Origin of the sequence: Dolosigranulum pigrum ATCC 51524 (assembly GCF_000245815.1) — a bacterium.
Classification (GTDB): domain Bacteria; phylum Bacillota; class Bacilli; order Lactobacillales; family Carnobacteriaceae_A; genus Dolosigranulum; species Dolosigranulum pigrum.
The window spans coordinates 742,313-768,597 of record NZ_JH601103.1; the positions used below are offsets into that span (position 1 = coordinate 742,313).

Annotated in this window: 22 protein-coding genes; 17 read left to right on the forward strand and 5 right to left on the reverse strand. The window is 39.6% G+C overall.

Annotation, left to right across the window (positions count from 1 at the left end; all coding sequences use genetic code 11):
* On the forward strand, positions 1-610 hold a 610-nt coding region (locus tag HMPREF9703_RS03370), incomplete at its 5' end, for a GA module-containing protein (protein WP_004635617.1).
* A 566-nt stretch (positions 611-1,176) separates the two neighbouring features.
* Here the strand turns inward: HMPREF9703_RS03370 and msrC are convergent.
* A complete protein-coding gene (gene msrC, locus HMPREF9703_RS03375) occupies positions 1,177-1,623 on the reverse strand; it encodes a free L-methionine (R)-S-oxide reductase MsrC (RefSeq protein WP_004635618.1) in 447 nt (148 codons plus the stop codon).
* Positions 1,624-1,738: 115 nt separating this feature from the next.
* Here msrC and HMPREF9703_RS03380 point away from each other — a divergent pair, with 115 nt between their 5' ends.
* The 9 genes from HMPREF9703_RS03380 (at position 1,739) to HMPREF9703_RS03420 (ending at position 13,140) form a co-directional block, all read left to right on the forward strand.
* Positions 1,739-3,442, forward strand: a complete 1,704-nt coding sequence (locus HMPREF9703_RS03380) for a septation ring formation regulator EzrA (RefSeq protein ID WP_004635619.1) — start codon at positions 1,739-1,741, stop codon at positions 3,440-3,442.
* Between the two features lie 52 nt (positions 3,443-3,494).
* On the forward strand, positions 3,495-4,643 hold the full coding sequence (locus tag HMPREF9703_RS03385; protein ID WP_004635620.1) for a cysteine desulfurase family protein: 1,149 nt from the start codon (positions 3,495-3,497) through the stop codon (positions 4,641-4,643).
* 11 nt (positions 4,644-4,654) lie between these two features.
* On the forward strand, positions 4,655-5,878 hold the full coding sequence (gene thiI, locus HMPREF9703_RS03390) for a tRNA uracil 4-sulfurtransferase ThiI (RefSeq protein WP_004635621.1): 1,224 nt from the start codon (positions 4,655-4,657) through the stop codon (positions 5,876-5,878).
* A gap of 335 nt (positions 5,879-6,213) precedes the next feature.
* Positions 6,214-8,871: a valine--tRNA ligase gene (locus HMPREF9703_RS03395; RefSeq protein WP_004635622.1), complete on the forward strand. Its 2,658-nt coding sequence runs from the start codon at positions 6,214-6,216 to the stop codon at positions 8,869-8,871.
* Positions 8,864-9,514, forward strand: coding sequence for an HAD family hydrolase (locus HMPREF9703_RS03400; protein ID WP_004635623.1), 651 nt, complete (start codon positions 8,864-8,866; stop codon positions 9,512-9,514). Before HMPREF9703_RS03395 ends, HMPREF9703_RS03400 begins: the two co-directional genes overlap by 8 nt.
* 504 nt (positions 9,515-10,018) lie before the next feature.
* Positions 10,019-10,528 carry an energy coupling factor transporter S component ThiW gene (gene thiW / locus HMPREF9703_RS03405; RefSeq protein ID WP_004635624.1) on the forward strand — a complete coding sequence of 170 codons (510 nt, stop codon included), beginning with the start codon at positions 10,019-10,021 and terminating at the stop codon, positions 10,526-10,528.
* A 164-nt stretch (positions 10,529-10,692) separates the two neighbouring features.
* Positions 10,693-11,445, forward strand: a complete 753-nt coding sequence (gene liaF / locus HMPREF9703_RS03410) for a cell wall-active antibiotics response protein LiaF (RefSeq protein ID WP_004635625.1) — start codon at positions 10,693-10,695, stop codon at positions 11,443-11,445.
* Complete coding sequence (locus tag HMPREF9703_RS03415; RefSeq protein WP_004635626.1) at positions 11,442-12,500, forward strand: sensor histidine kinase; 1,059 nt, start codon at positions 11,442-11,444, stop codon at positions 12,498-12,500. Before liaF ends, HMPREF9703_RS03415 begins: the two co-directional genes overlap by 4 nt.
* A gap of 4 nt (positions 12,501-12,504) precedes the next feature.
* Entirely contained in the window at positions 12,505-13,140 is a 636-nt protein-coding gene (locus tag HMPREF9703_RS03420) for a response regulator transcription factor (RefSeq protein ID WP_004635628.1), read from the forward strand.
* Between the two features lie 115 nt (positions 13,141-13,255).
* Here HMPREF9703_RS03420 and rnjA read toward each other — a convergent pair whose 3' ends face one another.
* Positions 13,256-14,929 carry a ribonuclease J1 gene (rnjA, locus tag HMPREF9703_RS03425; RefSeq protein ID WP_004635629.1) on the reverse strand — a complete coding sequence of 558 codons (1,674 nt, stop codon included), beginning with the start codon at positions 14,927-14,929 and terminating at the stop codon, positions 13,256-13,258.
* 345 nt (positions 14,930-15,274) lie between these two features.
* Here rnjA and thiD point away from each other — a divergent pair, with 345 nt between their 5' ends.
* The 7 genes from thiD (at position 15,275) to HMPREF9703_RS03460 (ending at position 22,632) form a co-directional block, all read left to right on the forward strand.
* A complete protein-coding gene (gene thiD / locus HMPREF9703_RS03430) occupies positions 15,275-16,114 on the forward strand; it encodes a bifunctional hydroxymethylpyrimidine kinase/phosphomethylpyrimidine kinase (RefSeq protein WP_004635631.1) in 840 nt (279 codons plus the stop codon).
* Positions 16,115-16,762: 648 nt separating this feature from the next.
* On the forward strand, positions 16,763-18,352 hold the full coding sequence (abc-f, locus tag HMPREF9703_RS03435) for a ribosomal protection-like ABC-F family protein (protein WP_004635635.1): 1,590 nt from the start codon (positions 16,763-16,765) through the stop codon (positions 18,350-18,352).
* Positions 18,353-18,485: 133 nt separating this feature from the next.
* A complete protein-coding gene (locus HMPREF9703_RS03440; protein ID WP_004635637.1) occupies positions 18,486-19,190 on the forward strand; it encodes an ATP-binding cassette domain-containing protein in 705 nt (234 codons plus the stop codon).
* Complete coding sequence (locus HMPREF9703_RS03445) at positions 19,187-19,939, forward strand: lantibiotic immunity ABC transporter MutE/EpiE family permease subunit (protein ID WP_004635639.1); 753 nt, start codon at positions 19,187-19,189, stop codon at positions 19,937-19,939. The genes HMPREF9703_RS03440 and HMPREF9703_RS03445 overlap by 4 nt, the downstream gene beginning before the upstream one ends.
* Positions 19,932-20,645: an ABC-2 family transporter permease gene (locus HMPREF9703_RS03450; protein ID WP_004635641.1), complete on the forward strand. Its 714-nt coding sequence runs from the start codon at positions 19,932-19,934 to the stop codon at positions 20,643-20,645. Before HMPREF9703_RS03445 ends, HMPREF9703_RS03450 begins: the two co-directional genes overlap by 8 nt.
* A gap of 2 nt (positions 20,646-20,647) precedes the next feature.
* On the forward strand, positions 20,648-21,316 hold the full coding sequence (locus HMPREF9703_RS03455) for a response regulator transcription factor (protein ID WP_004635643.1): 669 nt from the start codon (positions 20,648-20,650) through the stop codon (positions 21,314-21,316).
* The gene (locus tag HMPREF9703_RS03460) at positions 21,295-22,632 is read left to right on the forward strand and encodes a sensor histidine kinase (protein WP_004635645.1); all 1,338 of its coding nucleotides are present in this window, start codon (positions 21,295-21,297) and stop codon (positions 22,630-22,632) included. Before HMPREF9703_RS03455 ends, HMPREF9703_RS03460 begins: the two co-directional genes overlap by 22 nt.
* A gap of 76 nt (positions 22,633-22,708) precedes the next feature.
* Here the strand turns inward: HMPREF9703_RS03460 and HMPREF9703_RS03465 are convergent, their stop codons facing one another.
* The 3 genes from HMPREF9703_RS03465 to HMPREF9703_RS03475 all read right to left on the reverse strand — a co-directional run bounded on the left by HMPREF9703_RS03465 (position 22,709) and on the right by HMPREF9703_RS03475 (position 26,212).
* On the reverse strand, positions 22,709-23,992 hold the full coding sequence (locus tag HMPREF9703_RS03465) for an LPXTG cell wall anchor domain-containing protein (protein ID WP_004635647.1): 1,284 nt from the start codon (positions 23,990-23,992) through the stop codon (positions 22,709-22,711).
* Between the two features lie 188 nt (positions 23,993-24,180).
* Positions 24,181-25,098 (reverse strand): pseudouridine-5'-phosphate glycosidase, encoded by a 918-nt coding sequence (locus HMPREF9703_RS03470; protein ID WP_004635649.1) that lies wholly within the window; start codon positions 25,096-25,098, stop codon positions 24,181-24,183.
* A 1-nt stretch (position 25,099) separates the two neighbouring features.
* Entirely contained in the window at positions 25,100-26,212 is a 1,113-nt protein-coding gene (locus HMPREF9703_RS03475; RefSeq protein WP_004635652.1) for a carbohydrate kinase, read from the reverse strand.
* Positions 26,213-26,285: the final 73 nt, after the last annotated feature.

The following is a 26,285-nucleotide window of genomic DNA, read 5'->3' on the forward strand; positions in this document are numbered from 1 at the left end:
AGCGGAAGAGTTAGGCCGATTACTTCAAGTAGAACGTGATAAAGCATCAGCCTACGTCGGAACCTTATCGAACTTAGATGCTTCAAAAGTAACTGAGTTCCGAAAAGCGATCCAGCAAGCTCAAACCGTGCCAGCAATTGAAGCCATTAGTCAAACAGCGGAGGCATTAAATGCGAAATTAGCATCATCTGCACCTGAGTCAGGTAATGATGAAGGAACCGTTCAACCAGAGATGCCAGAATTCGACGGTGGTACGCATGGTTTAGGCTTAATTAACGAAAAACCAACATTCCCAACGGAAGAGTTAGAACAAGGAAAGGTTGGTGATGAGCAAGAACAATCAACCGAACCAAAAGCTCCAACTCAGCCAGGTCAGAACGCTCCAAAAAGCGAACATCCGGTTGATAAACCTGCAGTAACTGATCATTTGCAAAAGGTGAAAACACAAGTCAACGGTCAGCAGAGTATTCAAGAATCAACGAAGCAAGAAAAATCTGGCGAACGTTTACCAGATACAGCAACAATTTCTTGGTTACTTGGTGTGACAGGTATTTCAACTTTACTTGCAGGACTTGGATTGAAGAAAAAACGCGAAGATGATGATAAATAAGTAGTTCATCTCTTTGAACACAGATGATAACATCTGTCGGCATGCCAAAGCATGCCGGTACATAATATAAATGAAGAAAGGAATTTAAACAATGAATAATCCAATGGTGAAATTAGAGTAACCTATTCTAGTATTTAATATACTAACATTTCGTTATTATTGTGGAATGTTATTGATACGGGTTTAGAGGAATTAATTGGCTGTATATAAGTATCGCTAACAAATTAATTGTTTTTTCCTACCATAAAAAAATAAAAAAATTTTCCAGAAATTTTTAACTTACTTTAATATAAGTGATTATTTCCTCGACCAAAGCTTCTGAGTAGTATATTCGGAAGCTTTTTTAACCGATATTAAAACAAGCGCTTACATTTAGATGGGGATACACTTAGCGTTAAGAAGAAAAACGCTGATAAAGTGATGATTGAAAGATAACAATCTACTTTATCAGCGTAGGTATTCATATTGTTAAACTGCTGTGTACGGAATTGTACGTACGGTGGTGTGAGAGATTGACTAGTCAATTAATGGCTAGTCTCCTACTCGATTCGTTGGTGCGATTGGATTTAAATAACGTTTTTTAATTCATCAATACAAGCTTCTAAGAGTGCTTGATCTTCGGGGGTGAAGCGGTCAGTCACGGGTGCATCAATATCAAGGACGCCAAAGGGATGGCCATCGATAATAATAGGAACGACAATTTCAGAACGACTGGCACTGTCACACGCAATGTGACCGGCGAAAGCATGGACATCGGGAACAATGAGTGTTTGTTGTTGTTGGAGGGCACTTCCGCATACACCGCGCCCCATTGGAATTCGATTGCAGGCTACTTTACCTTGGAAGGGGGCAAGGACAAGCTCCTGATCCTGATCATCCCACAAGTAGAAGCCGACCCAATTAATCTGGTTGAAGTGCGCATTCAAGAGGGCACTCACATTACTTAAATTAGCAATTAAGTTACTTTCATCTTGAATTAATGCCCGAAGTTGTTTAACTAATAGCGTATTCATCAAAAAATCCTCTCTAAATTGATTTATTTCGAAAAAATCTGGTAATAGTATAACATAGAGCGGTTTTTTTTGATATACTTATAGATGAAATAGAAAAAGTGTATGGAGGGATTAGATGCCAGCTGAATACATAGTTATACTGATCATCATAATTATATTTGTCATCGGGTGTGGTCTGTATATATACAAGAAGCAGTATTTAACAAATGTGGCGGAACTAAAAGACCGTAAAAAGTTTCTGCTAGAAGGAGTACCGACGCAACGATTAGATGTTGTGCGTGAGATGAATATCAATGGGAAGTCACAAGCATATGCGGATAAATTGGAAGCGATGTGGCAAGATATTCTCTCGGGACGTAATATTGAAGTGGAGAATTTTGTTTTCCAAGCTGAACAGTCAGCACAACGTTATCGCTTTAAAGAAGCTAATAATTTCCAACAGCAAGCGCATGAAGCACTTGAGGCGATTGAGAGTGATCTGATGCGTCTATCAACATCGCTAGAAGATTTAATTAATCGTCAAGAAGCGAATGAGAAGCGAATAGAGGTCATTCATAAAGAATATGAATTGATTCGAACAGAGCTTTTGGATGATAGTGGCTCATTCGGGCATGCAGTGGAACGCTTAGAAGAAGGATTAGCTAGTATTGAAAGGGAGTTTGACCGCTTCGAAGAGGTCACGGACTGGGGCGATCATGAAGAAGCTCGTGAGGTTGTATTGAACTTGGAGGATATGACTGAACAGATGAAGGACTTCATGCGAGATGTTCCTGCTATGCTGGAGCGTATTAATGATGATTATTATCTACAATTAGCAGAAATTTCTGAATCATATGAATACTTGATGCGCGAAGGATTTGTCATAAGTGGTAAGCCAATTCCAAAAGAAGTCGCAAAAATTGAAACTGAAATTGACAGCTTGGACCAAGCTATTAGTGAATTAGACATGGATGAGGCCCGTAAGTTGACTGACTTCATTGAGAGTGAGATTGAAACCATCTATGACCGCTTAGAGCGTGAAATGACCGCAAGCAAGCAAGTAGAAGAATTACTCCCTGCGATTCAGAAAGCTATCTATTACTTGAAGGAAGAAATTCGGGTATTGTTCTTTGAAATTGATCGAATTTCCCAGAGTTATGTTTTAATCCACAACGAGCAACAATTGATTAAGCAACTAAGAGCTTCAGTAGAGGAACAGGAAGCTCGTTATGAGCGAATAGTTGATAATTTAGAGAACAGTTTCACACCTTATAGTGAAGCAGCAGCTATATTGGAAAACGTGAAGGACCGGTTGACTGAGCTAAATCAAGATAAGAATGATGTTTCAGATCAGCTGTATGCATATCGCAATAAGGAAATGGACTTAAAAGAAGAGCTTATTCAGATGGAACAAGCGGTACACAATTGCAAACGGCAGTTGATCCGTGAGAACTTACCGGGTGTACCGACAGAATATGATGAATTTTATCACTATGTCTCAAATTTAGTCCAAACATTGGGGGAAGAATTATCACGACCTAAGCTGAAGATGGAAAAAATTTATGATATTAAAGCGATTTGCGATGAAGAGCTGAAAAATTTGGAAGAAAAAACAGAAGAAGTTATCGATCAGGCGAATTTAACGGAAGCATTGGCTCAGAAGTTGTATCAATACCGCGATAATCATCCAGAAGTCAATCAAGTGATTGCTCAAGGAATGAAGTTATTCAACGAAGATTATGATTATGAGTCATCACTTCGCGTCATTCGCAATAAGTTGAATCATATTGATGCCGATGTGACCAAAACAGTAGAAGACCGATACTATGCCAATAAGTAAAAAGTAGTGACTATTGCGAAATAGTCATTCTTTCATTGAAGAGGGGTTAGTTATGATTTATTTTGACAATAGTGCAACGACAAAGATGTTTCCTGAAGCTGTTCAATCTTACCAAACTGTCAGCGAGCAATATTTTGGCAATCCATCCAGCTTGCATGAACTGGGTGATGTGTCGTCAAAATTATTAAAACAAGCCAGAGTAAGTATTGCGCAACAATTAGGTGTTCAGCCCGAAGAAATTTTCTTCACAAGCGGTGGAACAGAAGGCGATAACTGGATGATTAAAGGAACAGCTTTTAAAAAGCAATATTATGGCAAGCATATTATTACGACACGGATTGAACATTCTGCGGTCAATCATGCGATGGATTTCTTGGAAGATTTGGGCTTCGAGATTACTTACTTGCCTGTGAATAAAGCAGGTCAGGTTGATCTAGTTGAGTTGCGCGAAGCATTGCGTTCAGATACGATTTTAGTGAGTATAATTGCACTGAACAATGAAGTTGGGGTTATTCAGAATTTGGAAGCAATCGGTGAAATATTACGCGAGTACCCGACTGTTCACTTCCATATTGATGCAGTCCAAACAGTCGGAAAAATGGATCTAAAACTAGGCCCGGAGAGCCGGATTGATATGGCTGTTTTCTCTAGTCATAAGTTTCATGGGCCACGTGGATGTGGATTTGTATATGTGAAGCGTGGAAAAGATGTTACGCCGCTTATTCATGGTGGAGGCCAAGAGATGAATCAGCGTAGCGGGACTGAGAATTTACCCGCGATTGTTGCAATGGCAAAAGCTTTCCGGTTGGTGAAAGAGTCAGAGCAAGCAACACAACATCAGTTGAAACAGTTGACTGATCGCTTGAAGCAAGGCTTACACCAATACAAGCAAATTACAGTATTTACACCAGGAGAAGCTTCAGCTGTTCATATTGTTTGTTTCGGTATAAAAGGTATTCGGGGAGAAGTGGTCGTACATGCCTTAGAGGAGCGCGATATTTATGTGTCGACAACGAGTGCGTGTTCAAGTAAAAGTGGAGGAACTTCGGGAACACTCAGTGCAATGGGATTCGCCCCTCAAGTTGCCGAAACAGCGGTACGTATTAGTCTGACAGGATCCAATACGATGGCGGAAGTTGAACAATTTTTAGATGTGTTAGATGAACTATACCAGAATTTTGATGTTATTCATAGCAAGTAAAGGAGATCAGTATGTTAGCAAGTGAAATTATGATTCGTTACGGCGAATTATCAACTAAAGGAAAAAATATGAAAGATTTCATTAACCGCTTAGGCAAGAATGTTGCGGGTGTTTTGGAAGATTATAGTGGCATAGAAGTGAATTGGAACCGGGACCGAATGCATGTGATTTTGAATGATCAAGAAGAACATTCAGCGGATATTATTAATCGTTTGACACATGTCTTTGGAATTTCTAGTCTCTCCCCAGCGATGAAAGTTGAAAAAACGCTGAAAGCTGCTGAAGTTGCCGTCCAAGACTTAGCTCGAGAACTATATGAACCCAATATGACATTTAAAATTGATACGCATCGAGCGGATCACGAGTTTGAGTATGATACGATGGCGCTTAATCGAAAATTAGGAGCAGCGGTTATCGATGCCATTCCTGAAATCCAAGCTCAGATGGATAATCCAGATATTAAGATTCGAGTTGAAGTAAGAAATAAGCATATTTATATTTCAGCACGAACTATTCCTGGTGCGGGTGGTATGCCAGTGGGAACAGCCGGTACGGGTATGTTGATGTTATCAGGTGGAATTGATTCTCCAGTGGCCGGGTATTTATCAATGAAGCGTGGGATGGAAGTCGAAGCGGTTCATTTCCACAGTCCGCCGTACACTAGTCCACAAGCTTTACAAAAGGCCAAAGATCTAGCAGCTAAGATAGCTCAGTTCAGTGGACCAATGACGTTTATCGAAGTACCATTCGCTGAAATCCAAGAAGAAATTAAAAAACATGTGCCTGATGGTTATGGGATGACCATTACCCGCCGCATGATGTTGCGTTTAACTGATAAAATTCGTGAGCAACAAGGCGGCTTGGCGATTGTTACAGGTGAATCTATGGGTCAAGTGGCTTCACAAACATTAGAGAGTATGCAAGCCATTAATCATGTAACAACGACTCCAGTATTGCGTCCACTCATTTCAATGGATAAGAATGAAATAATCGATATTACGAAAACAATTGATACGTATGAGTTGTCTATTCAACCGTTCGAAGATTGTTGTACGATTTTTGCACCATCTAGTCCTAAGACGAAGCCAACGATTGAAAATGCTATTCGCTACGAAAAAGCACTCGATATTGAAGGATTAATCGAACGCGCCTTAGCGGGTGTTAAACGAGAAACAATTAAACCAGGTAGCTCACAAGATGATGCCTTAGAAGAAACATTTAATAGCATTTTATAATTGCATCCCGGAATAAGTGTGATATAATGTAAGTGACGATTTCTCTAATTGTATGTAAGGGATCGTCACTTATATTAAAAAGTTGAACTAATCAAGAGGAGTACTTATTAACGGCTGTCCACAGAGAATAAGCAAGGAACTGCTGAGATGCTTAGAAGCCAAATAAGGAAGGTTGCTTGACTATAAAATGGGTATCAACCCCTTATCGTTGAGAAGAAGCGATGTTTTCAGCTGAAAGCATAATTTAGGTGGTACCGCGAGTAGCTCGTCCTAGTCATAGGAGGGCTTTTTTTGTTTTTAATAACATATAAGATGAATAGAAAGAAGGAATGTAGATGACTGATGTGAAGATGTCGACGAAGTATAATCCACAAGCAGTAGAGGAAGGACGTTACGAGAAGTGGGTAGATAGTGGTGTATTCGCACCAAGTGAAGATCCGCAAGCGGAGCCGTATTCAATTGTTATTCCACCTCCGAACGTTACGGGTAAGCTCCACTTAGGCCACGCTTGGGATACCACCTTGCAAGATATTATTATTCGCCAGAAGCGCATGCAAGGATTCGATACGTTATGGTTACCAGGTATGGATCATGCTGGTATCGCAACACAGGCAAAAGTAGAAGAAAAATTAGCTGAACAAGGTATTAGCCGCCATGATTTAGGTCGTGATAAGTTTACTCAAAAAGTATGGGAATGGAAAGATGAATACGCTGCTAACATTAAAGATCAATGGGGCAAAATTGGTCTCTCGGTTGATTATTCACGCGAGCGATTTACCTTAGATGAAGGCTTGAATGAAGCGGTTAAAACCGTCTTCATCAATCTATATGAAAAAGGCTTAATTTACCGCGGTGAATATATTATTAACTGGGATCCTAAAGCTCAAACAGCTTTAAGTGATATTGAAGTGATTCATAAAGATGTCCAAGGTGCGTTCTATCATATTAATTATCCATTAGCAGATGGAAGCGGCTCAGTTGAAATTGCTACTACGCGTCCAGAAACGATGCTTGGTGATACTGGGATTGCGGTTAATCCAGCTGATGAACGTTACCAGCATCTTATCGGCAAAACAGCCATCCTGCCACTAATGGATCGTGAAATTCCGATTGTTGCTGATGATTATGTAGATCCTGAATTCGGAACCGGACTTGTAAAAATTACACCAGCGCACGACCCGAATGACTTCGAAATCGGAAACCGTCATGATCTTGCCCGTATCAATGTGATGGATGACGATGCGAATATGAACAAATTGGCAGGTGAGTATGCAGGCTTAGATCGTTTCCAAGCGCGTAAAAAAATTGTTGCTGATTTGAAAGAGCAAGGCTTCTTAGTAAAAGTTGATGAGCACACGCATAGTGTTGGGCATTCAGAACGAACAGGTGTTATGGTCGAGCCTCGCTTATCGACGCAATGGTTTGTGAAGATGGAAGAGTTATCGAACCGTGCACTAGCTAATCAGAAGACAGATGATCGTGTGAACTTTGTACCCGATCGCTTCGAGAAGACATTTGTGAATTGGATGGAACAAGTCCATGATTGGGTTATTTCGCGACAATTATGGTGGGGGCACCAAATTCCAGCGTGGTATCACAATGAAACTGGTGAAGTATATGTTGGCATGGAAGCACCGGAAGATGAAGAGAATTGGACACAAGATCCGGATGTTTTAGATACATGGTTTAGCTCCGCATTATGGCCATTTTCAACAATGGGCTGGCCGAATACAGAGGCACCTGACTTTAAGCGATATTTCCCAACGAACACATTAGTGACCGGTTATGATATTATTTTCTTCTGGGTATCAAGAATGATCTTCCAATCTTTAGAATTTACCGATGAGCGTCCATTTGAACATGTCTTAATTCATGGATTGATTCGGGCTGAAGATGGTCAGAAGATGAGTAAATCACTTGGGAATGGAATTGACCCAATGGATGTCGTCGAAGAGTATGGAGCAGATGCCTTGCGCTGGTTCTTGACAAATGGTTCGACACCGGGACAAGATATTCGCTTTAGTTATGAAAAGATGGATGCGGCATGGAACTTTATTAATAAAATTTGGAATGCAAGCCGTTACGTCTTAATGAATCTTGGTGACTTTAGCTACCAGGATATTGATCTTAGTGCTGAGAAAACAGTTGCCGATAAGTGGATTTTACACCGCTTGAATGAGACGATTAAAGTTGTAACGGACCATACGGAAAAATTTGAATTTTCATTAGCGGGCAAAGAGCTCTATGCGTTCATCTGGGATGATTACTGTAATTGGTACATTGAGATGACCAAAGAAGTCTTGAACGATGGAAGTCCCGAGCAAATATTATCAGCGAAAAGCACGTTGGTTTATGCGTTAGACCAAATTCTAAAATTACTTCACCCATTCATGCCATTTGTGACAGAAGAAATTTATGAGCATATTCCTGGTGTTGAAGGATCAATTGCAATAGCTGACTACCCAACTGTTCAGGATGAATTTGTAGATGAACAAGCAAGTGCGGGGATGAGTACGTTAATTGAATTAATTCAAGTTGTTCGTCAAATTCGTGCGGACGTAAACCGTCCAATGTCTGAAGCAATTGATATGCTGATTCGCCCGGCAACAGAAGCTGCAGAAACATTCTTAACGGAGAATGCCTCATTTATTCATCGATTCTGCCACCCAGGTGAATTAGTGATTGATGTTGCCGTTAAAGCACCGGATGAAGCTAAATCAGCGGTTGTTACGGATGCGGAACTGTTCTTGCCATTAGAAGGGTTGTTGAACTTCGAGGAAGAAATTGACCGTCTAGAAAAAGAACTGCAAAAATGGCAATCAGAATTAGATCGAGTCAGCAAAAAATTATCAAATGAAAAATTTGTAGCTAATGCACCGGAAGCTATCGTCCAAGAAGAGCGAGATAAAGGTGAACATTACCAACAAATGTACGATAAAGCTGAAGAGCAATTGGATCGTATGCGTGAGCTAGCAGGTGACACAAGTGATTAAGGCAGTTATCTTTGATATGGATGGCTTGATTTTTGATTCGGAGCGACTCTACGCTAAGGCGAATGTCAAGACAGCTAAGACGTTGGGTCTGGATAAAGATGAAGCCTACTTTTATCAATTTGTCGGTATTGGCGCTCAAGATATGGCAGAACGAATGAAGGAAGCATTCGATGATGAACTTGTTGATGAGTTTTTCCGCCTCGGAGAAGAGGATGCACATGAATTATTGCTTCATGGTGAAGTGCCGACTCAGCCTGGTCTACATGAATTACTGGATTACTTGGATGACGCCGGAATCGAAAAAGTCATTGCTTCTAGTTCTGAAGTGCATATGATTGACGTCATGACAAAAAATGCAGGCATTCGTGACCGTTTCAGTGCGATTCATGGTGGAGATCAAGTCGAGCAGACAAAGCCAGCCCCCGATATATTTGAGCTGGCATGGTCGAATCTCGGTGTGTCTAAAGAAGAAACGTTAGTGTTAGAAGATTCGATCAACGGTGTACTAGCAGCACATGCGGCAGGAATTCCTGTTATTATGGTACCTGACACAGTTGAACCGACTGATGAAGTGCGAGATAAAGCTCTTGCAGTAGTTAATAATCTGTCAGAAGTAGCCAATTATCTGAAACAAAACCGCTAATTAGTCATTATCAGTGAAAACAGTCAGTCAAGCATATTTGTTTGGCGGGCTGTTTTTATGTATGCTCGGTATGGTTAAAAACTTACATTCTACAACTCTAGGTGGAGGTGAAGATTTTCCTTGCTAGTACCTTTTTGTGCGTTAAACTAAAAACGGCTCTTCAATATTTAGTGTTGGTTATCATAAAGTTGACACATCAGTAATCAAAAAAGTTTTCTACAATCACTTGACGATGAAGTGAAATTTTAAAAAACAGGGATATTTAAGTTGTCGTTAGCACAAATATTTAGTATAATAGAATTAAATTAAATAAAACATTAGGGGTGCCTGTCACTTGTGGCAGTGCTGAGATTATACCCATTGAACCTGTTTAGTTAGGACTAGCGTAGGGAGAAACACAGGATAACTGTGTAGATTGTTGAAGAATCCTCTGGAAGGACCCATTGTCTATTCGTAATGAAATAGTTCAATGGGTTTTTCTTTAGTGTAGAAGGGGAATGAAAGATGAGAAATCAGTCAACAAGAAAATTAGTTATTCTAGGAACTTTGATCGCTATGAATGTGGTGGTTAATTTATTCCTGCGTATTGAAGGAATGGCACCGATGAGCAGTGTCTTAAATATTTATGCGGTTCTTTTAATTGGTCCATTTTATACTGTTGTGATGGCTTTTACAACAGCTGTATTGCGCATGGTATTGTTTGGGATTCCACCGCTTGCCATGACGGGCGCTGTAATTGGCGCTGCATTAGCAGGGATATTGTATAAATGGCGGCCGACGATCTATGCGAGTGCCCTTGGTGAAATTATCGGTACGGGACTCATTGCATCAGTCGTGTCTTATCCAGTAATGGTCTGGTTTACCGGTGTGAAGACGAACTTACATTGGTTTGTTTATACACCGAAATTTTTTGGAGCGACATTGATCGGAACAGGTATCGCTCTCTTAGTATACAACCGAACAAAACATCTGTCCTTCTTTAAAGAGACTCAAAGATTATTCGGCCAAAAATAAATAATTAAAACAAACGAGCTACCTAGAAGTGTCTTCCTAGTGTAGCTCGTTTTAGCTGCTTACTTATATCGGTCTTTAGCCTGATATTGTCGATTAGTGGTAGGATTTTTGGTGCAGACAGGTTATACTAGGAATAGATGATTATGATAGGAAGAGGTGTGGATATGAAGATCAAGAAACGAAATAAGATAAATTTTTTGTTAGGGATGTTTATATTTATATTTTCAATGTTTGTCTTGTATGAATTTATTCAAAGTATTGGTTCGTCGTTATTATTTTTAAGTGGGTTGATTTTGCTAGTTCTCGGACGAAAATTACTGAAGCAAGCTCAAAAAGAGTGCTACATTATTGGTGGGGTGATGATCGCCCTAGCATTACTTCAAACGATTTCAGCTTGGATTGTACTTGTCTTGATGATTATTATTATCGCGGGTAAGAATCCGTCCCTCTTTAATGTCGTGCGGGAGTCTCTCTTTAAACGTGACCAAACAACGGCGGATAGTCAGTTTATTTCTGTGAAGTTAGATCAGCAACGTGAACGGCCAATTAAGCGGATTCGGAAGAATTGGTTTGGGGAAGAGAAGAATGATGATGATATTTATGAATGGGAAGATATCAATTATACAAAAGTTGCTGGAACGAGTGTGATTGATTTAGGAAACACGATTGTTCCTAAAGGGGATAATACGGTTCTAATTCGCAAAGGCTTTGGGAATGTAAAGATTTTAGTACCAGAAGAAGTAGCGGTTTCGCTAGATATTAGTGTGTTTTTAGGGAGAGTTTGTATCGGGGAAGACGAATTAACACTGAATAATGAAGTGATCAAGTACCGAGCTGATCGCTATGACCATGCCTCACGTCGCCTAAAAGTGGTGACGAATGTCTTGGTTGGACAAGTTGAGGTGTTGTTTATATGAGACGATATATTAACCGCTTCTTACAATTGTGGCTCATTTTTGCTGTGTTAGCTGTGTCAATAATTATTTTTACCTTTGAGACATTTTTTGATATGGATGGTTGGGAAGTTTTATCATACAGAGATATGAGTTACTTATCACTACCGTTAGCTGTGTATTTACTTGGGTTTACACTTGTGTTAGCCATGTTATTTACGATCGGGTTTATTATCATTGAGCGCATTCGGATGCGTAAGATTGAACAGAGTTTGCGTGCCTTGAATCAAGGGCGATATAATGATAAAGTATTAGAAAAGATTGTTGCTCAAGCTAAGCCCGTCTATATAACGAAGCAACTGGATAGTTTAATCTTGCAACTGCGCGAAAAATTAACCTTAATGTCGCGTCAAGTCTTAAGTTCCAACGAAGAGAAATTGATGCTGGAAGAAGAGACGAAGGAAGAGATATTGGAGAAGGAACGTCATCGAATTGCTCGCGAATTGCATGATTCGGTTAGCCAACAATTATTTGCGTCCTCTATGATGTTGTCAGCGTTGAACCAACAGACTGAGAATATACCGGACGCGATCCAGAAACAACTGCAGACCATTGAATCCATTACGAATGAATCACAACTCGAAATGCGGGCCTTATTACTTCACTTAAGACCGGTAAAATTAAACGAAAAAACCTTAAAACAAGGGATTGAACAATTACTTAAGGAACTATCGACTAAGGTGAATATGGCGATTGTCTATGAAATAGAAGATGTTTCTTTACCTGTTAGCGTGGAGGACAACCTTTTTCGGGTGATTCAGGAATTGTTATCCAATGTTTTGCGACATTCGAAAGCTTCAGAAGTAGAAGTCTATTTAAAAAAGACGGGCCAACAAATTCAACTGCGCATTATTGATGATGGAGTAGGATTTGATATGAGGAATCAAAAATCAGGTAATTATGGGCTCCAAAATATTCGAGAACGAATTAATGGATTAGGTGGGCATGTGAAGTTGATTTCGTTCAAGCAGCAAGGAACCAGTGTCGAAATTATTATACCAATCAGTATTGGAGGTTAACGATATGATAAAATTATTATTAGTGGATGATCATCAGATGGTACGTTTGGGCTTATCGTCTTATTTCTCGATTCAAGATGATATGGAAGTTATTGGCGAAGCAGAAGATGGCCAGGAAGGTGTAGAAAAAGCGCTTTCTTTGAGACCTGATGTGATCTTAATGGATTTAGTCATGGATGGCATGGATGGGATCGAAGCGACGAAAGAAATTCTTGCGCAGTGGCCAGAAGCTAAAATTATAATTGTGACGAGTTTTATTGATGATGAGAAAGTTTTTCCAGCTATGGAAGCAGGCGCCTCAGGGTATATGCTTAAGACATCTTCAGCTTCAGAAATTGCGGACGCCATTCGCTCAGCTTACGAGGGAGATACGGTCTTTGAAGAAGAAGTAACCCAAAAAATTATTGAACGCGACCATATGCCGCAAGAATATTTATTACATGATGATCTGACCAACCGTGAGACGGAAATCTTACAATTAATTGCACAAGGGTTAAGTAATCAAGAAATCGCGGATGAATGCTTCATCACCCTTAAAACCGTCAAAACTCATGTCTCCAACATCTTATCCAAGTTAGATGTCTCCGACCGTACGCAAGCGACCATCTATGCATTCAAGCATAACTTAGTAGATGATTAATGTTATATTACTTGGTATGAATGAGACGAGTGATCAAATCAACGCCCAAAAAATATCAATATAAAAAAGCAAAGACCAGAATAATGATGGTCCTTGCTTTTATTTATATTTAAATTTAGTTATTTGTTAAGACAACTGGTAAGATAATTGGTCGGCGTTCGGTTTCAGCGAATAAGAATTCTTTCATATCTTCGGTTAGAGCGCCACGTAGTTTGTATTCATTGATATGCTTGTAGTCAAATGAGTTCTGAATACTTTGGTAAGCGACACGTTGGGCTTCTTTAATCAGTTCTGTTGACTCACGCATGTAGATAAATCCGCGCGAGATGATGTCAGGCCCAGCAATGACTTCACGCTTATCGGTGTCAATGGTTGCAACAACCACAACTAATCCATTGTCAGATAAGTTCTTCCGGTCACGCAAGACGATATTGCCAATATCACCAATACCACTTCCATCTACATAGACGTCACCCGCCTCGAATGATCCGGCACGTCGAGCAGAATTCGCTGTTAGGGCAAGAACATCACCATTGTCTAAGATAAAGCAATTATCGCGTTCAACACCTGTTTGGACAGCTAGATCAGTATGAATCTTCTGCATACGATATTCCCCGTGAATAGGAACGAAGAACTTTGGTTTCATTAAGTTTAACATTAATTTTTGCTCTTGTTGGCCACCGTGTCCTGAAGCATGAATATTATTGACTTTTCCGTGAATGACTTCAGCGCCAGCTTCCAATAATTGGTTAATCACACGGTTGACAGAGACTGTATTTCCTGGAATTGGAGAACTAGAGAAAATAACTGTATCGCCGGGTTGAATTGAGATTTGGCGGTGGGTACCATTTGCGATTCGACTAAGCGCCGCCATCGGTTCACCTTGCGATCCTGTACAGATAATTAATACTTCATTGGGTTGATACTGATTGATTTCATTCGGATGGATGAAGGTTGATTTTTCTGCTTTAATGTAGCCTAATTCTTGTCCGACTTCAAGTGCATTTTTCATACTGCGACCGAAGACAGCAATTTTTCGCCCGGTACTTTCAGCAGCCTCCACACATTGTTGAATACGCGACACATTGGAAGCAAAAGAGGCAAAAATAATTCGTCCATCAATATTTTTCAGTAACTTGTGGATGGATTCGCCGACTACTTGCTCTGAGTTTGTGAATCCAGGAATCTCGGCATTGGTACTGTCAGATAAGAGTGCTAGGACTCCTTCTTGGCCAATACGTGCCATCTTATGCAAGTTAGCTTGTTCATCCACAGGGGTGAAGTCAAACTTAAAGTCACCCGTTTGAACAATATTTCCATTCGGTGTATTGACGACAATACCGTAAGGATCCGGAATACTGTGGTTTGTCCGGAAAAATTCGACGGATGTTTTGTGCAGTTTAATAACCGAATCTTCATTGATTTCGTGCAGCTTTGTTGAACGGAGTAATTTATGTTCGCTCAGCTTTTTGCGGATAAGAGCCAAGGTCAATTTCCCCGCATAAATCGGGACATTAATTTCTTTTAGTAAATAAGGAATTCCCCCGACGTGATCTTCGTGACCATGTGTGACGAAGAGTGCTTTTACTTTGTCTTTATTTTCGATTAAGTAAGAATAATCTGGAATAACATAATCAATCCCCAATAAGTCATCTTCGGGGAATTTAATCCCAGCATCAATTAGAATAATTTCATCTTGAAATTGAATGCCGTACGTATTTTTTCCAATCTCACCTAAACCTCCAATGCCAAAAACGGCAACTTCATTATTTTTAATATCAAGTTTCATGCAATTTATCTCCTTATTATCTATTTATAGCTTATCTACAGTTCAATCGGTTGACGATTAATCAACAGTTAACACTATTGTAACACAAGTGTGACAGTAAGTATAGGTCAAGTGGTTGTTGTGGATGTGATATCTATTGGTAAGCGTTTCATTAGCGCTGAATGGAGGAGTATGCTAGACTGAGGATACATTGAGGACACTGGGCTGCTTCGGCTGAGAATAGCCCCATCATACCGGATGCAGTTAAGACTGCCGGCGGGAGCTGTATTAAGAGAGTCAGTAAGCCTGTGTGTCTAGGGCTCTTTATTTTATAAATGACTGAGAAGTAATCAGGAGGTAATAGTTATGGTAAATGAAACAGTACAGGTTGTGACAATTGCAGGAAGCGATTCGGGTGGTGGAGCTGGATTGCAGGCGGATTTGAAGACATTTCAAGCTCGCGACACTTTTGGGATGAGTATTATTGTGGCGCTAACGGCTCAGAATACAAAAGGCGTGCAAGATGTATTCCCGGTCTCAACTGACTTTGTGACCGAACAATTCAACTCACTTGCCGATGATATGAAGATTCGAGCGGCCAAGACCGGTATGTTAGGCGATGAGGAGCATATTAAGAACGTGGCTGCTAATATTAAGCGGGTGGATTTTGGTTATTTCGTTGTGGATCCGGTGATGGTAGCGAAGGGTGGCTATAAGTTACTTGATCCGAGTGCAAGTAAAGCATTGATTGAGCATTTGATTCCACTTGCGGATGTTATCACTCCTAATATTCCTGAAGCAGAAGCCATTCTAGACCGAAATATTAAAACGAGTACGGACATGATCGAGGCAGCGCAAGCACTCCAAGATTATGGTTGCAAGAATGTTATTATTAAAGGGGGCCATGGTAAGGGAAATCAGTCGATTGATTATGTGCTTTTAGCAGATGGGACGCACTTTTGGATGAGCTCACCGCGAGTTGATACCGAGCGCACACATGGCACTGGGGACACTTTCTCGGCCTGTATCACTGCTGAGTTAGCTAAAGGCGCTGAGATGACTACCGCGATTAAAACAGCTAAAGCTTTCATTCAAGGAGCGATTGCTCAAGGGATCCAAGTCGGTAACGGTCACGGCCCAACCAACCATTGGGCAACGTTAAGTGAAGATGTTGAGTATCATGACGATATGGAGTTTGAGTTATAAGAATAACTACTTCTTTTTGACCGGATTTATTGCTCATTAATCTCTATGTTATCGTGACGATATAGTTTAAAGGGGTGATTAGGCGGTTATACTTGCGAAAGTCGCTTACAGGAAGTAGCTAATAGGTTAGGATTAGGCCAGTATTTAGACTATCCACTTGCTGCGCTTAGCGAAAGTATTAGCGACAGTAGGTGCTGTTATTGGCATATCTCCAGGTGGGGTTGTATTTAATTTATCTCCACATTTAGCTCAGTTAGTTCCAGGTAATTTAGGTAGTGGACTTAATTTTTGGGGATGCTCTTTTCAATAAAAATGAGGTGTCTTATATATGAAGTTTAAACTTTTTAGTACAATATTATTTATTGGATACTTTTATTTGGTAAATATTATTTCTGAAGAATATTTTTGGTTAAAGATTATATTCTTAATATTAGTGTTGTTATGGATATGGTTTGGTGAAAAAATATTAGATAAAAATAATTTATAAAAAGTAAAAGCTTCCCGACGAAAGACGATATAGTTCAAAGGGGTGATGATGTGATGATGATACGTAAGGAACGTACAGATTTTTTATTAGTTGTCCGTTCCAAATTTGGAACTGCTCTCCTAAATTAGTTATTGATAAGGAACTAGTTTAGGAGGCTATGAATGAGTATTATACAATTTAATCAAGTGAGTTATGCAGTATATGAACAACCTTTATTCGAATCAGTCAATTTAACCATTGAAGCAACTGATAGAATTGGAATTGTTGGACAAAATGGGGTTGGAAAGTCCACGTTTTTAAAATTAATTGCCGGAGAAGAAATTCCTGATTCGGGGGAACGATACAAAGCTCATGATGCAACGATTCATTTGCATAAACAAACAGTTAATTTTGACGCACACGAAACGGTTAGGGAATTTTTAGAGGCATATTTTGCAGATATAAGCGAAATTCAAGCAAAGATGACAGCCTTGGAAACGAAGATGAGTCAGTTAAATGCAGACTTGGAAGAGTTACTAGCGCAATACGGACAACTGCAAGAAAAATTTTATGAGCTAGGTGGTTATACTTGCGAAAGTCGCTTGCAAGAAGTAGCTAATGGGTTAGGATTAGGCCAGTATTTAGACTATCCACTTGCTACGCTTAGCGGTGGTCAACGCTCAAAAGTTGCTTTAGCCAAGTGTTTGTTAGAACAAGCAGATATCTTACTTTTGGATGAGCCGACGAATCATTTGGATCGAGATACAATAGAATGGCTTATTCAATTTATTCATCAGTATGAAGGGGCTATTTTAATTGTCAGTCATGACCGTTATTTGCTTGATCAAGTAGCAACAAGAATTTTTGAAATTAATGATCAGCGCATCTATCAGTATTCGGGCAACTATACACAGTTTAAGCAATTAAAAGACGAGCGCCTATTAGTGGCTTATCGTGATTTCAAGAATCAGCAAGATAAAATTGATCGATTGAAATCACAAATTAAACAATATCGTCAGTGGGGGAATGAAGGTCATAATCCCAAACATTTTAAGAAAGCTAAAAGTTTAGAAAAAATATTAGCTAAAATTGAACCAGTATCTGATCCTACAAATCACCGACAAATGAATATAACCGTAGAGGATGCAGGTAAGAAAGGACCAAAGCGTTTAGTTGAATTTAGAGGAGTATCTAAGTCGTTCAATGCTGAGATTTTATCCGATATCAATTGGTTGGTCCGTCGTGGGGAACACATTGGGATTGTTGGGCGTAACGGTGTTGGAAAATCAACTCTTCTGAAATTAGTTGCTGGCACTACCAAACCTGATTCAGGCCAAATTGTTAGACCAGATCAATTAACAATAGGAACTATGTCACAACACCCATTCAGTAACCTATCTGGTGAGCGCAGAGTGATCGATGTTTTTCGCCAGCCATTTAGTTTGACGCAAGAACAGGCACGCCACGCGTTAGCCCAATTTTTATTTTTTGGCGAAGATGTATTTAAATCTCTGGATAAATTAAGTGGTGGAGAACGGATGCGATTGAAATGGGCACAGTTAATTCAAGGTCAGTATGATTTATTGTTATTAGATGAACCAACCAATCATTTGGATATTGATTCGAAAGAACTCATCGAAGAGGTTCTCGCTGATTATACCGGGAGTATGATTATTGTCAGTCATGACCGGTACTTCACTGATACATGTTGTGATAAACTATATGAACTCACAAATGGTCAGTTAAATTTGATTGATAAATCGGTTAAATAAGTAAAAGCGTTCATCCTTGTAATTTATATTATTACAAGGGTGGATGTTTTTTTTATGCTGTGTTTTAAAAAAATTTTCGTTATAGTTCCGTTAGATTTGGGAGGTATACTGAATGTATTAGGAGGCGATCGATATGACAATTTTTTTACAAACACAACAATTATCGAAACAATTCAAATCACAAGTTGTCTTGGATAATATATCTATTCAGGTAGAGAAGGGGCAGGTGTATGGATTGTTGGGACCCAATGGCGCGGGAAAATCGACCCTGCTGAAGTTAATAACGCGTGTATTAATGCCAAGTTCAGGGAAAATTTTATTTAGAGAAGAGCTTCTTCAGCAGCATCATTTACAACAAATGGGTTCTATTATTGAAGGACCAGCCATTTATCCTAATTTAACAGCGCGGGAAAATCTGGAAGTGTTGACCACGTTATTGGAGGTGGATCCTGAGCGTATCGAACAGGTACTAGAACAAGTCAATCTAACCTATACAGGGCAGAAGTTAGCTAAGCATTTTTCCTTAGGGATGAAACAACGCTTAGGAATTGCGATGGCATTAGTAAATGAGCCAGACTTGTTAATTTTAGATGAGCCAACAAATGGCCTAGATCCGGTTGGTACTCAAGAATTACGCACCTTAATTCGAGATCTGACTGAACAGAGGGTGACTGTTATTTTCTCTAGCCATATACTGAGTGAAGTGGGACATGTAGCAGATACAATTGGGATTTTAAATCAAGGCCAGCTATGTTATGAAGGAGCCAATGATCGGGGACAGCGTAGTTTAGAGACATTATTTATGGAAGTTTTAAGACAGGAGGTTGATGTATCATGAAATATATTAAAGCTGAATGGTTAAAAGAAAAGCGTAGCAGTAATCGTCACTTAATGTTTGGGGTGCCTGTTGGATTTATTGTCTTCACAACACTAATGAGTAGTATTATGGCGCCACCACCAGAGGGGCGAAGTAATTTATTAGCGGTTGCTTTTAATTGGTACCCTGTTATTATTTTGCCAGTTGTGCTTAGTCTCTTTACCATCAATCTTTATCAGAAAGAAACAGGGCCATGCATCATTAAGCAGCGAAGTATCGGGATTAGTTGGGCAAAAATATTACTCGCTAAAAATATCGTTATGGGAATTGAAGTAATGATTACACTCACTGTATCTGGTTTATTTCTGTATTTAATGGGGAATTTTGCTGGGAATGATCCCATATCAGCTCGAGAAATTATACGAGGGAGTATGTTTTTATGGATCGGTAGCTTATCCTTGTTAAGCTTATCAGTACTGTTATATCAACTGCTGTCCGGTATGGGTGTTATCATTGTGAATTTTATTTTGTCGCTTGTCGCTACGCTCTTACTCGCTACAAGTTCCTATTGGTTTTTATTTCCATGGACTTATAATTTACGATTAATGGCTGCTGCAGTGGGGATTCATCCGAATGGGACATTTTTGCCACCGGACTCGTTGTTGCTCGCACCCCAAAATTTATTCATAGGGGGTTTCTTAAGTATTATTATTTATGGAGTGAGTTGTGTTATTGTAGTTTGGCAGGAAAGGAGGAAAGAAAATGGTTAGATTAATTTATTCGCGTTGGTTGCGGACGAAACGAACTCCCTTTCGTGTGATGTGGTTGGGAAGCCCCATTATATTTGGGAGTTTGTTTGGGGCATATCTTCGGATGAGTGATATCTTGATGGGGCAAGAATTATTATTTTTTTATACGATTTTAGGTGTTATAGCGGGTTTTTCGCTTAGCTTATTTATTCCCTTGTTGTATGAGCCAGATCGTCAAGCGGGTTACTTTGTATATGATTTGTGTAGCGGAATTAGTCGTAAGTGGATATTTTTAAGTCAATTTTTGTTACTGATGGGCATGGTGGTCGTCATTGTTTTAGTTGCATCAGGTGTATTTTTGCTCTTTATAGTAGGAGATAGAGCGATAGCTTTGGTAAGTTACCTTAGATATGGTGGGCTGCTGTTAGTCACGTTATTCTTGTTGATTCCAATCTTTCAAATGCTCAGCTTAAAATTTGGACTAGCTACGTCAGTATTATTCGGTAGCTTCAACACATTGCTCAGCCTCCTTTTTGGGACGACTGAATTAGGCGGTGCTATGAGTGATTTTTTACCGACTATTTGGCATGTACGCTTAATGTATACAGTCTCAGATGTCCATAGCGGATTGTTTGCCATTTATTCCCTTGTGATGATTATAGGATTACTGTTGATAAGTATGATTTGGTATAATAAATGGGAGAACAGAACACATGAGGGAGGATAACGATGAAGCTATTAGTGATTGATGATGACGTATCCTTATTAAAATTAATAAAAAATGCACTGCAGGAACAATATATAGTGACAACGTGTTCACAAGTGAAGCAATTAGATAGTCAACAATTTTCACAATTTGATTTAATTATCTTGGATGTTATGATGCCAGAACTAACTGGATTTGACTTTTTAAAACAATATCGCCAAGTGATTGATTGTCCGATCTTGTTACTGACAGCAAAAGATTTTGAAATGGATAAGGTGACGGGATTTGCCTTAGGAGCGGATGATTACATAACGAAGCCATTCTCAATTAGTGAACTTAGAGCACGAGTTGCGGCACATCTTCGTCGAGAGAAGCGGCAAAAACATCGACGGTTGATTGATTTACCGATTACTTGTGATTTAATCGAACAAGCATTGTACTGTCGTGGGGAACGTATTCCATTGACTGCTTCAGAATATAAAATTTGTGAACTATTACTTCAGCGTAGAGGGCAAGTATTTGAGAAGGAGGCAATTTATACTGCTATTTATGGATATGAGGCCTTAGGTGACGCCCAGACCTCCATTACTGAGCGGGTAAAACATATTAGACAGAAATGTTTCCCTTTTGGTATTAATCCAATTTATACAGTGTGGGGAGTGGGGTATAAGTGGCAAATCGAAAAAGTTTAGGTCGGTTATTGACTGTCTATGCTATTATTGAAATCATATACACCTTAGTGGTCTTAGGGTTATGCTATTTCGTATTCCAAATTTTAATAAATGCCCACTTAATTTATCCAGCAAATTATGGGGAGCAGGGACTTGCTCATATTCAAGAACAGTTACAAAATGACAGCTGGACCCCTGAACAGTTGCCCTTCTATTATGATTATATATATAAAGTAGACGGTCAGGAACACATGCGAACGATAGATCCGTCGTATAATGATTTAGTGCAGGAAGCAGAACAGACGGGGATGGCAAGAGCACATCAAGATATTGTGACAACATTAAAGGATAATCAACGAGAATTAATCTTATTATATAAATTACGTCCTATTGTCGCCTCAGAACAGCTACATAATTGGTTACCTAATTTTGAATGGTTTTATATTATCGTATCATTTAGTATATGGGTGATTGGTTTTGTTTTGATAGTGAAACGGTCTATTCGTATTTTGAAATTAGAAATTCAAAAAATTGCCCGAGTTAATGCCCATTTGAAAGAGATGAATTTGCATTATTCACCTGAATCTAGCAACTACCGTGAAATAAATGAATTATTAGAGGCTTTAGATAGTATGAGTCAACATTTGGAGCAAGCTTTAATCCAGCAGTGGACAGTGGAGCGCCAGCAACAAGACTTAATTGAGTCAGTCACCCATGATGTTCGGACACCCATCACATTAATTAAAGGGAATTTGGAATTATTGAAGGAGTCACTAGCGATAGAACGACACGAACGAGTCGAAGATATTGAAGATGCGGTTGAGCGATTGGAGATGTATATTTATCGGTTGAGTCGGTTCGATCACCCCGATGAGGAAATACTGTCAGTTGTGGATGAAATAGTTGTAACAGAATGGTTAAAGATGGTAAGGAAACTTTGTCGAAGTCACCAGCGGCAATGCATTGTCACAAGAAGTGATCGGGCAATAGATTGGATGGTTAATTCAGATGATATAACAACAATCCTTCAAAATCTAATTGTAAATGCGGTGGAGCATTCTGAACCTAGCACGGGTATTACATTGCAATTGGTTAACACAAACACAACTTATAAAATTGTCATCCAAGATGAAGGGACAGGGTTTGATTCTGCTATTATTGCTCAAGCCCAAGAAAAATATAAGTCTAGTAAGTCAGATACGATAGGAGCTCATGGGTTAGGTTTATATATCGTACAGCAACTTGTACAGAAATATAATGGACAGCTTCATTTAAATAATTACACCACTACAGCGGGTAAAAGTGGTGCCATAGTCATCTGTGAATTTAATAAATAATAAGTCATCACAAAACCTCCTCTCAATTTTTGTAGCTGAGAGGAGGTTTTTGAGCGATCAATTATTGATGTCGAAATTATTTTTTCTTATTGTTGTAGTATTTTAAGCCCAATCCTGCTACTAAGGCAATCCCAGCCACAACGAGTAAAACCCACGTGGTAGTTGCCGTATTGGGTAGGCGTTCGCCTAAGCTTTTGCGTTCTTTAATTTCTTCCGGTTTCTGAGCAGGTTGTTCATCTTTGGTCTGTTCTGATGCTTTATTTTTTTCATTAGATTCATCCGATTTTGTTTCTTGCTCTTTTTTATCAGTAGATGTTTCTTCTGTTGCTTTATCTGGCTGATCGTCAGGATCACGGTTTGGAGCACTGTCTGGGTTGACAGTCATTTGTTTAAGGACTTGCGCGATCGCTTCCTTATCGGGCACCTTGATGTCCATCGTATACGTATTATTTAGCAATTCATCATAGAAATCGCCGTAGAATTCGGGGTTCCCCTCAATTTCTTCCTGGTTTGGATAGTGAGCGGGTTGTGTATAGAGTGTCACTGTACCATCGCGATTATCTCGGTAACCTACAAATTGGCTATCAGCTGTGGGACGCTCTGTATCAGATAGCGTATAAAGTTCAAAATCATAGGTTGGGGAGTTATCATCATATCGGTTAACGGCTGTCTCTTTTGGTGATTTTTTGTACATGTATGGACGATCCGTATCTCCGGTCTGCAAGTACCAAACTTGCGCACCAAGAACTTCCTCATCTGAATAGTCTGGAAAATCTTCACTCGTATAGAATTCTCCACTTGGCTCAATAGCCGGCTTCAAGCGCTCAATTTGGTCATTAGAAGTACCCGACTCAGTGGATTGATTCTGAGAGGCATCTGATTCCGACGCAGACTCCTTATTTGGAACTGGGAATTCTTCTTCAAAGACTACATCTAGAATTTCGAAAGGGTATTCTTCTTCAAATTCAGTAATTTTCCATTCAGATTCCCAATGCTGTTCGTCTCCTTGACCGTATTTTGGATAGACCGCCCGTTGTTGAAGCTGCTCATCAAATGCTGAGGCCGTATGGATTGATTTTAATGTATACGTACCGGGCTCAGCCTCAATCGTTTCATAAGCTAATTTTTCCGCATCAAACCTTTCACCGGCTTTAATCATTGAAATGTCATAAAATTTGGTGACTTCAATATTTGGATTACTCGTACTCTTCACCTGAACCATAAATTTCCCTTCAGGGACTTCAATATCTTGCGCATAAATGACCTGCTCAGAAGACGTATTTAATTCAACGTCATCATAAGCAAGTATTCCGCCACTTAACAGAACACCTATAGCTAACTTACTTAATTGTTTTTTCATATCCTCGTCCTTTCTTAAACGGTATAGCAACAATTCTAATCACCTTCATTTTACAAGAAAGATGCGCTCACTACAATTAATATTCATATTTTATTCAAAAAATACACTTAAACAGAAAGTAAATAAAAAATCCTCAACTATGCGAAAGAATAATTCGGATAGTCGAGGAGATTAAAAGTATTTAGTGATTATTTTTTATGATAGTACTGAGCAGCGATTTGAGCCCCTAATTTTGCATTATTAAAGACAAGTTGAATATTGGTATCTAGACTAGCGCCATCCGTTAACTCTACAATTCGTTTTAGTAGGAAAGGTGTGCTGTCCTTCCCGGTGATGCCTTGTTCTGTAGCTTCCTGTACAGCTTGGTCAATCACTGCATCGATTACTTCGTGGGGGATTTCGTGCTCTGTTGGAATAGGATTTGTGACTAACATCCCGCCCTGTAGTCCTAATAATTCCGAAGCGTGCATCGCATCAGCAATTTGCTCCGCTGAGTCCAGACGCGTATTCAATGCGTAGTCTGATGTGCGCGTGTAGAAAGCAGGCAAATAATTCGTCTGATAGCCCACGACAGGGACACCTTTTGTTTCTAAATACTCTAATGTGCGAGGTAGATCTAAAATAGCTTTTGCGCCAGCACAGACAACAGTTACGGGTGTTTGACCTAATTCTTCAAGGTCAGCTGAAATATCCATTGTTGATTCGACGCCTCTGTGAACTCCACCAATTCCACCAGTAACGAATACTTTAATACCGGCTAAATGTGCCCCAATCATGGTTGTCGCTACAGTGGTTGCTCCTAATTGTTTATTAGCTAAAATAATCGGCAGATCGCGTCGAGATACTTTAGCAACAGGTTTTTCCTTGCCTAAACGTTCAAGATCTTCAGGTTCTAAGCCAATTTTGAACTTGCCATCCATAATGGCAATAGTTGCCGGAGTAGCTCCGTGCTCACGGACAATTTGCTCCACTTTTTGTGCTGTTTCGACATTTTGTGGATAAGGCATTCCGTGAGAAATAATGGTTGACTCCAAGGCAACCACGGGCTTTTGCTTCTCTAAGGCGTCTTTCACTTCTGAGCTAATCGATAATAGTGGGTGTGTCATATTAATCTCCTCCAAATAATGTAGTTGTTGTGTTGTCTAATAGAGTAGACGATAAATCATTGCGAACCGTATCAGTTGATTGAATAGTGAGGTAAGCATTGGCTAGAGCATAATGAATACTTTGGTCAGTACTACAGTTCTGTAAAATACCATAAATGAGACCCGCCGTGAAAGCATCACCGGCCCCAGTCACATCTTTAATATGAGAGGCAGTAGGGGGCGTGAATTTGGTGATTTCCGCCGTATCGTGGCTCCCTAGATATAAGGCATCTTTTCCACAAGTTAGTACAACATGCTTCACGCCAGTTTTTAGCCAGTTTTGAACTAAAGTGGTGGGCTTGATATGAGTGGATGATTCATAGCCAAAGTAAGCTTCTGATTCATCGCGATTAACAATGATCCAATTCACCCCATCAAGTTGATCGGGTAAGTGGGTCATTTTGGGTGCAGATACGGGAACAATGACCAAATTTATATCGTGATGACGTGCCATATCAATAATTGCCTGCATAGCTTCAAGGTTAATATTTAAATCAACCACTAATGATTCTGCTTGGACTAACTGTGAATGATGTTGATTAATCCATTCTTTTGTCATATGACGGCAAATATCCATATCTGCAAGAGCGAGAAGCATCTCACCGTGATGGTCTAATACCGCGCTGTAAGAACTAGTTGTTTCATGCAAGAGTTGTGTAACCTGTGATAGATTAACATAAGGAGCTGTATATTCCTTAATTATATCATATGCATTATCGTAACCAGCCACCGAAAGTAGTGTGACTGCTTGATCTAATCGACCCAAGTTTTCGGCAATGTTGCGTCCAACGCCGCCGATACTAGTGGTTGAAGTCACTGGATTGCTTGTTTTAGGGATAAGTTTTCCTTCTAAGTTAAATTTCCGATCAATATTCATTCCACCGATCACATAAGTTGGTGTAGGTGCATTAATGACATAGGCTCTCCCTTGCAGTTGATGCTTCGCTATCAATGATGAGATAACGGAAGCGACCGTGGACCGAGGAATGTGAAGAGCTTGTGCGATCTCTTTCTGTGAAATAAATGGATCTTTTTGAATGAGTGCTAAGACCTCTTGTTCATTTTTGTTCAACATGATATCCACCTCCTTTTAAGTAGATTAGACAATTGTTTATATAATCAACTTTTGACTAAGTTTATTATATGGA

Coding starts and splice junctions, on each gene's coding strand:
- HMPREF9703_RS03415 (WP_004635626.1), top strand. CDS start 11,442: ATGAGACGATATATTAACCGCTTCTTACAATTGTGGCTCATTTTTGCT.
- HMPREF9703_RS03420 (WP_004635628.1), top strand. CDS start 12,505: ATGATAAAATTATTATTAGTGGATGATCATCAGATGGTACGTTTGGGC.
- liaF (WP_004635625.1), top strand. CDS start 10,693: ATGAAGATCAAGAAACGAAATAAGATAAATTTTTTGTTAGGGATGTTT.
- rnjA (WP_004635629.1), bottom strand. CDS start 14,929: ATGAAACTTGATATTAAAAATAATGAAGTTGCCGTTTTTGGCATTGGA.
- HMPREF9703_RS03385 (WP_004635620.1), top strand. CDS start 3,495: ATGATTTATTTTGACAATAGTGCAACGACAAAGATGTTTCCTGAAGCT.
- HMPREF9703_RS03465 (WP_004635647.1), bottom strand. CDS start 23,992: ATGAAAAAACAATTAAGTAAGTTAGCTATAGGTGTTCTGTTAAGTGGC.
- thiW (WP_004635624.1), top strand. CDS start 10,019: ATGAGAAATCAGTCAACAAGAAAATTAGTTATTCTAGGAACTTTGATC.
- msrC (WP_004635618.1), bottom strand. CDS start 1,623: ATGAATACGCTATTAGTTAAACAACTTCGGGCATTAATTCAAGATGAA.
- thiI (WP_004635621.1), top strand. CDS start 4,655: ATGTTAGCAAGTGAAATTATGATTCGTTACGGCGAATTATCAACTAAA.
- HMPREF9703_RS03470 (WP_004635649.1), bottom strand. CDS start 25,098: ATGACACACCCACTATTATCGATTAGCTCAGAAGTGAAAGACGCCTTA.
- HMPREF9703_RS03445 (WP_004635639.1), top strand. CDS start 19,187: ATGAAATATATTAAAGCTGAATGGTTAAAAGAAAAGCGTAGCAGTAAT.
- HMPREF9703_RS03475 (WP_004635652.1), bottom strand. CDS start 26,212: ATGTTGAACAAAAATGAACAAGAGGTCTTAGCACTCATTCAAAAAGAT.
- HMPREF9703_RS03380 (WP_004635619.1), top strand. CDS start 1,739: ATGCCAGCTGAATACATAGTTATACTGATCATCATAATTATATTTGTC.
- HMPREF9703_RS03455 (WP_004635643.1), top strand. CDS start 20,648: ATGAAGCTATTAGTGATTGATGATGACGTATCCTTATTAAAATTAATA.
- HMPREF9703_RS03450 (WP_004635641.1), top strand. CDS start 19,932: ATGGTTAGATTAATTTATTCGCGTTGGTTGCGGACGAAACGAACTCCC.
- HMPREF9703_RS03395 (WP_004635622.1), top strand. CDS start 6,214: ATGACTGATGTGAAGATGTCGACGAAGTATAATCCACAAGCAGTAGAG.
- HMPREF9703_RS03440 (WP_004635637.1), top strand. CDS start 18,486: ATGACAATTTTTTTACAAACACAACAATTATCGAAACAATTCAAATCA.
- thiD (WP_004635631.1), top strand. CDS start 15,275: ATGGTAAATGAAACAGTACAGGTTGTGACAATTGCAGGAAGCGATTCG.
- abc-f (WP_004635635.1), top strand. CDS start 16,763: ATGAGTATTATACAATTTAATCAAGTGAGTTATGCAGTATATGAACAA.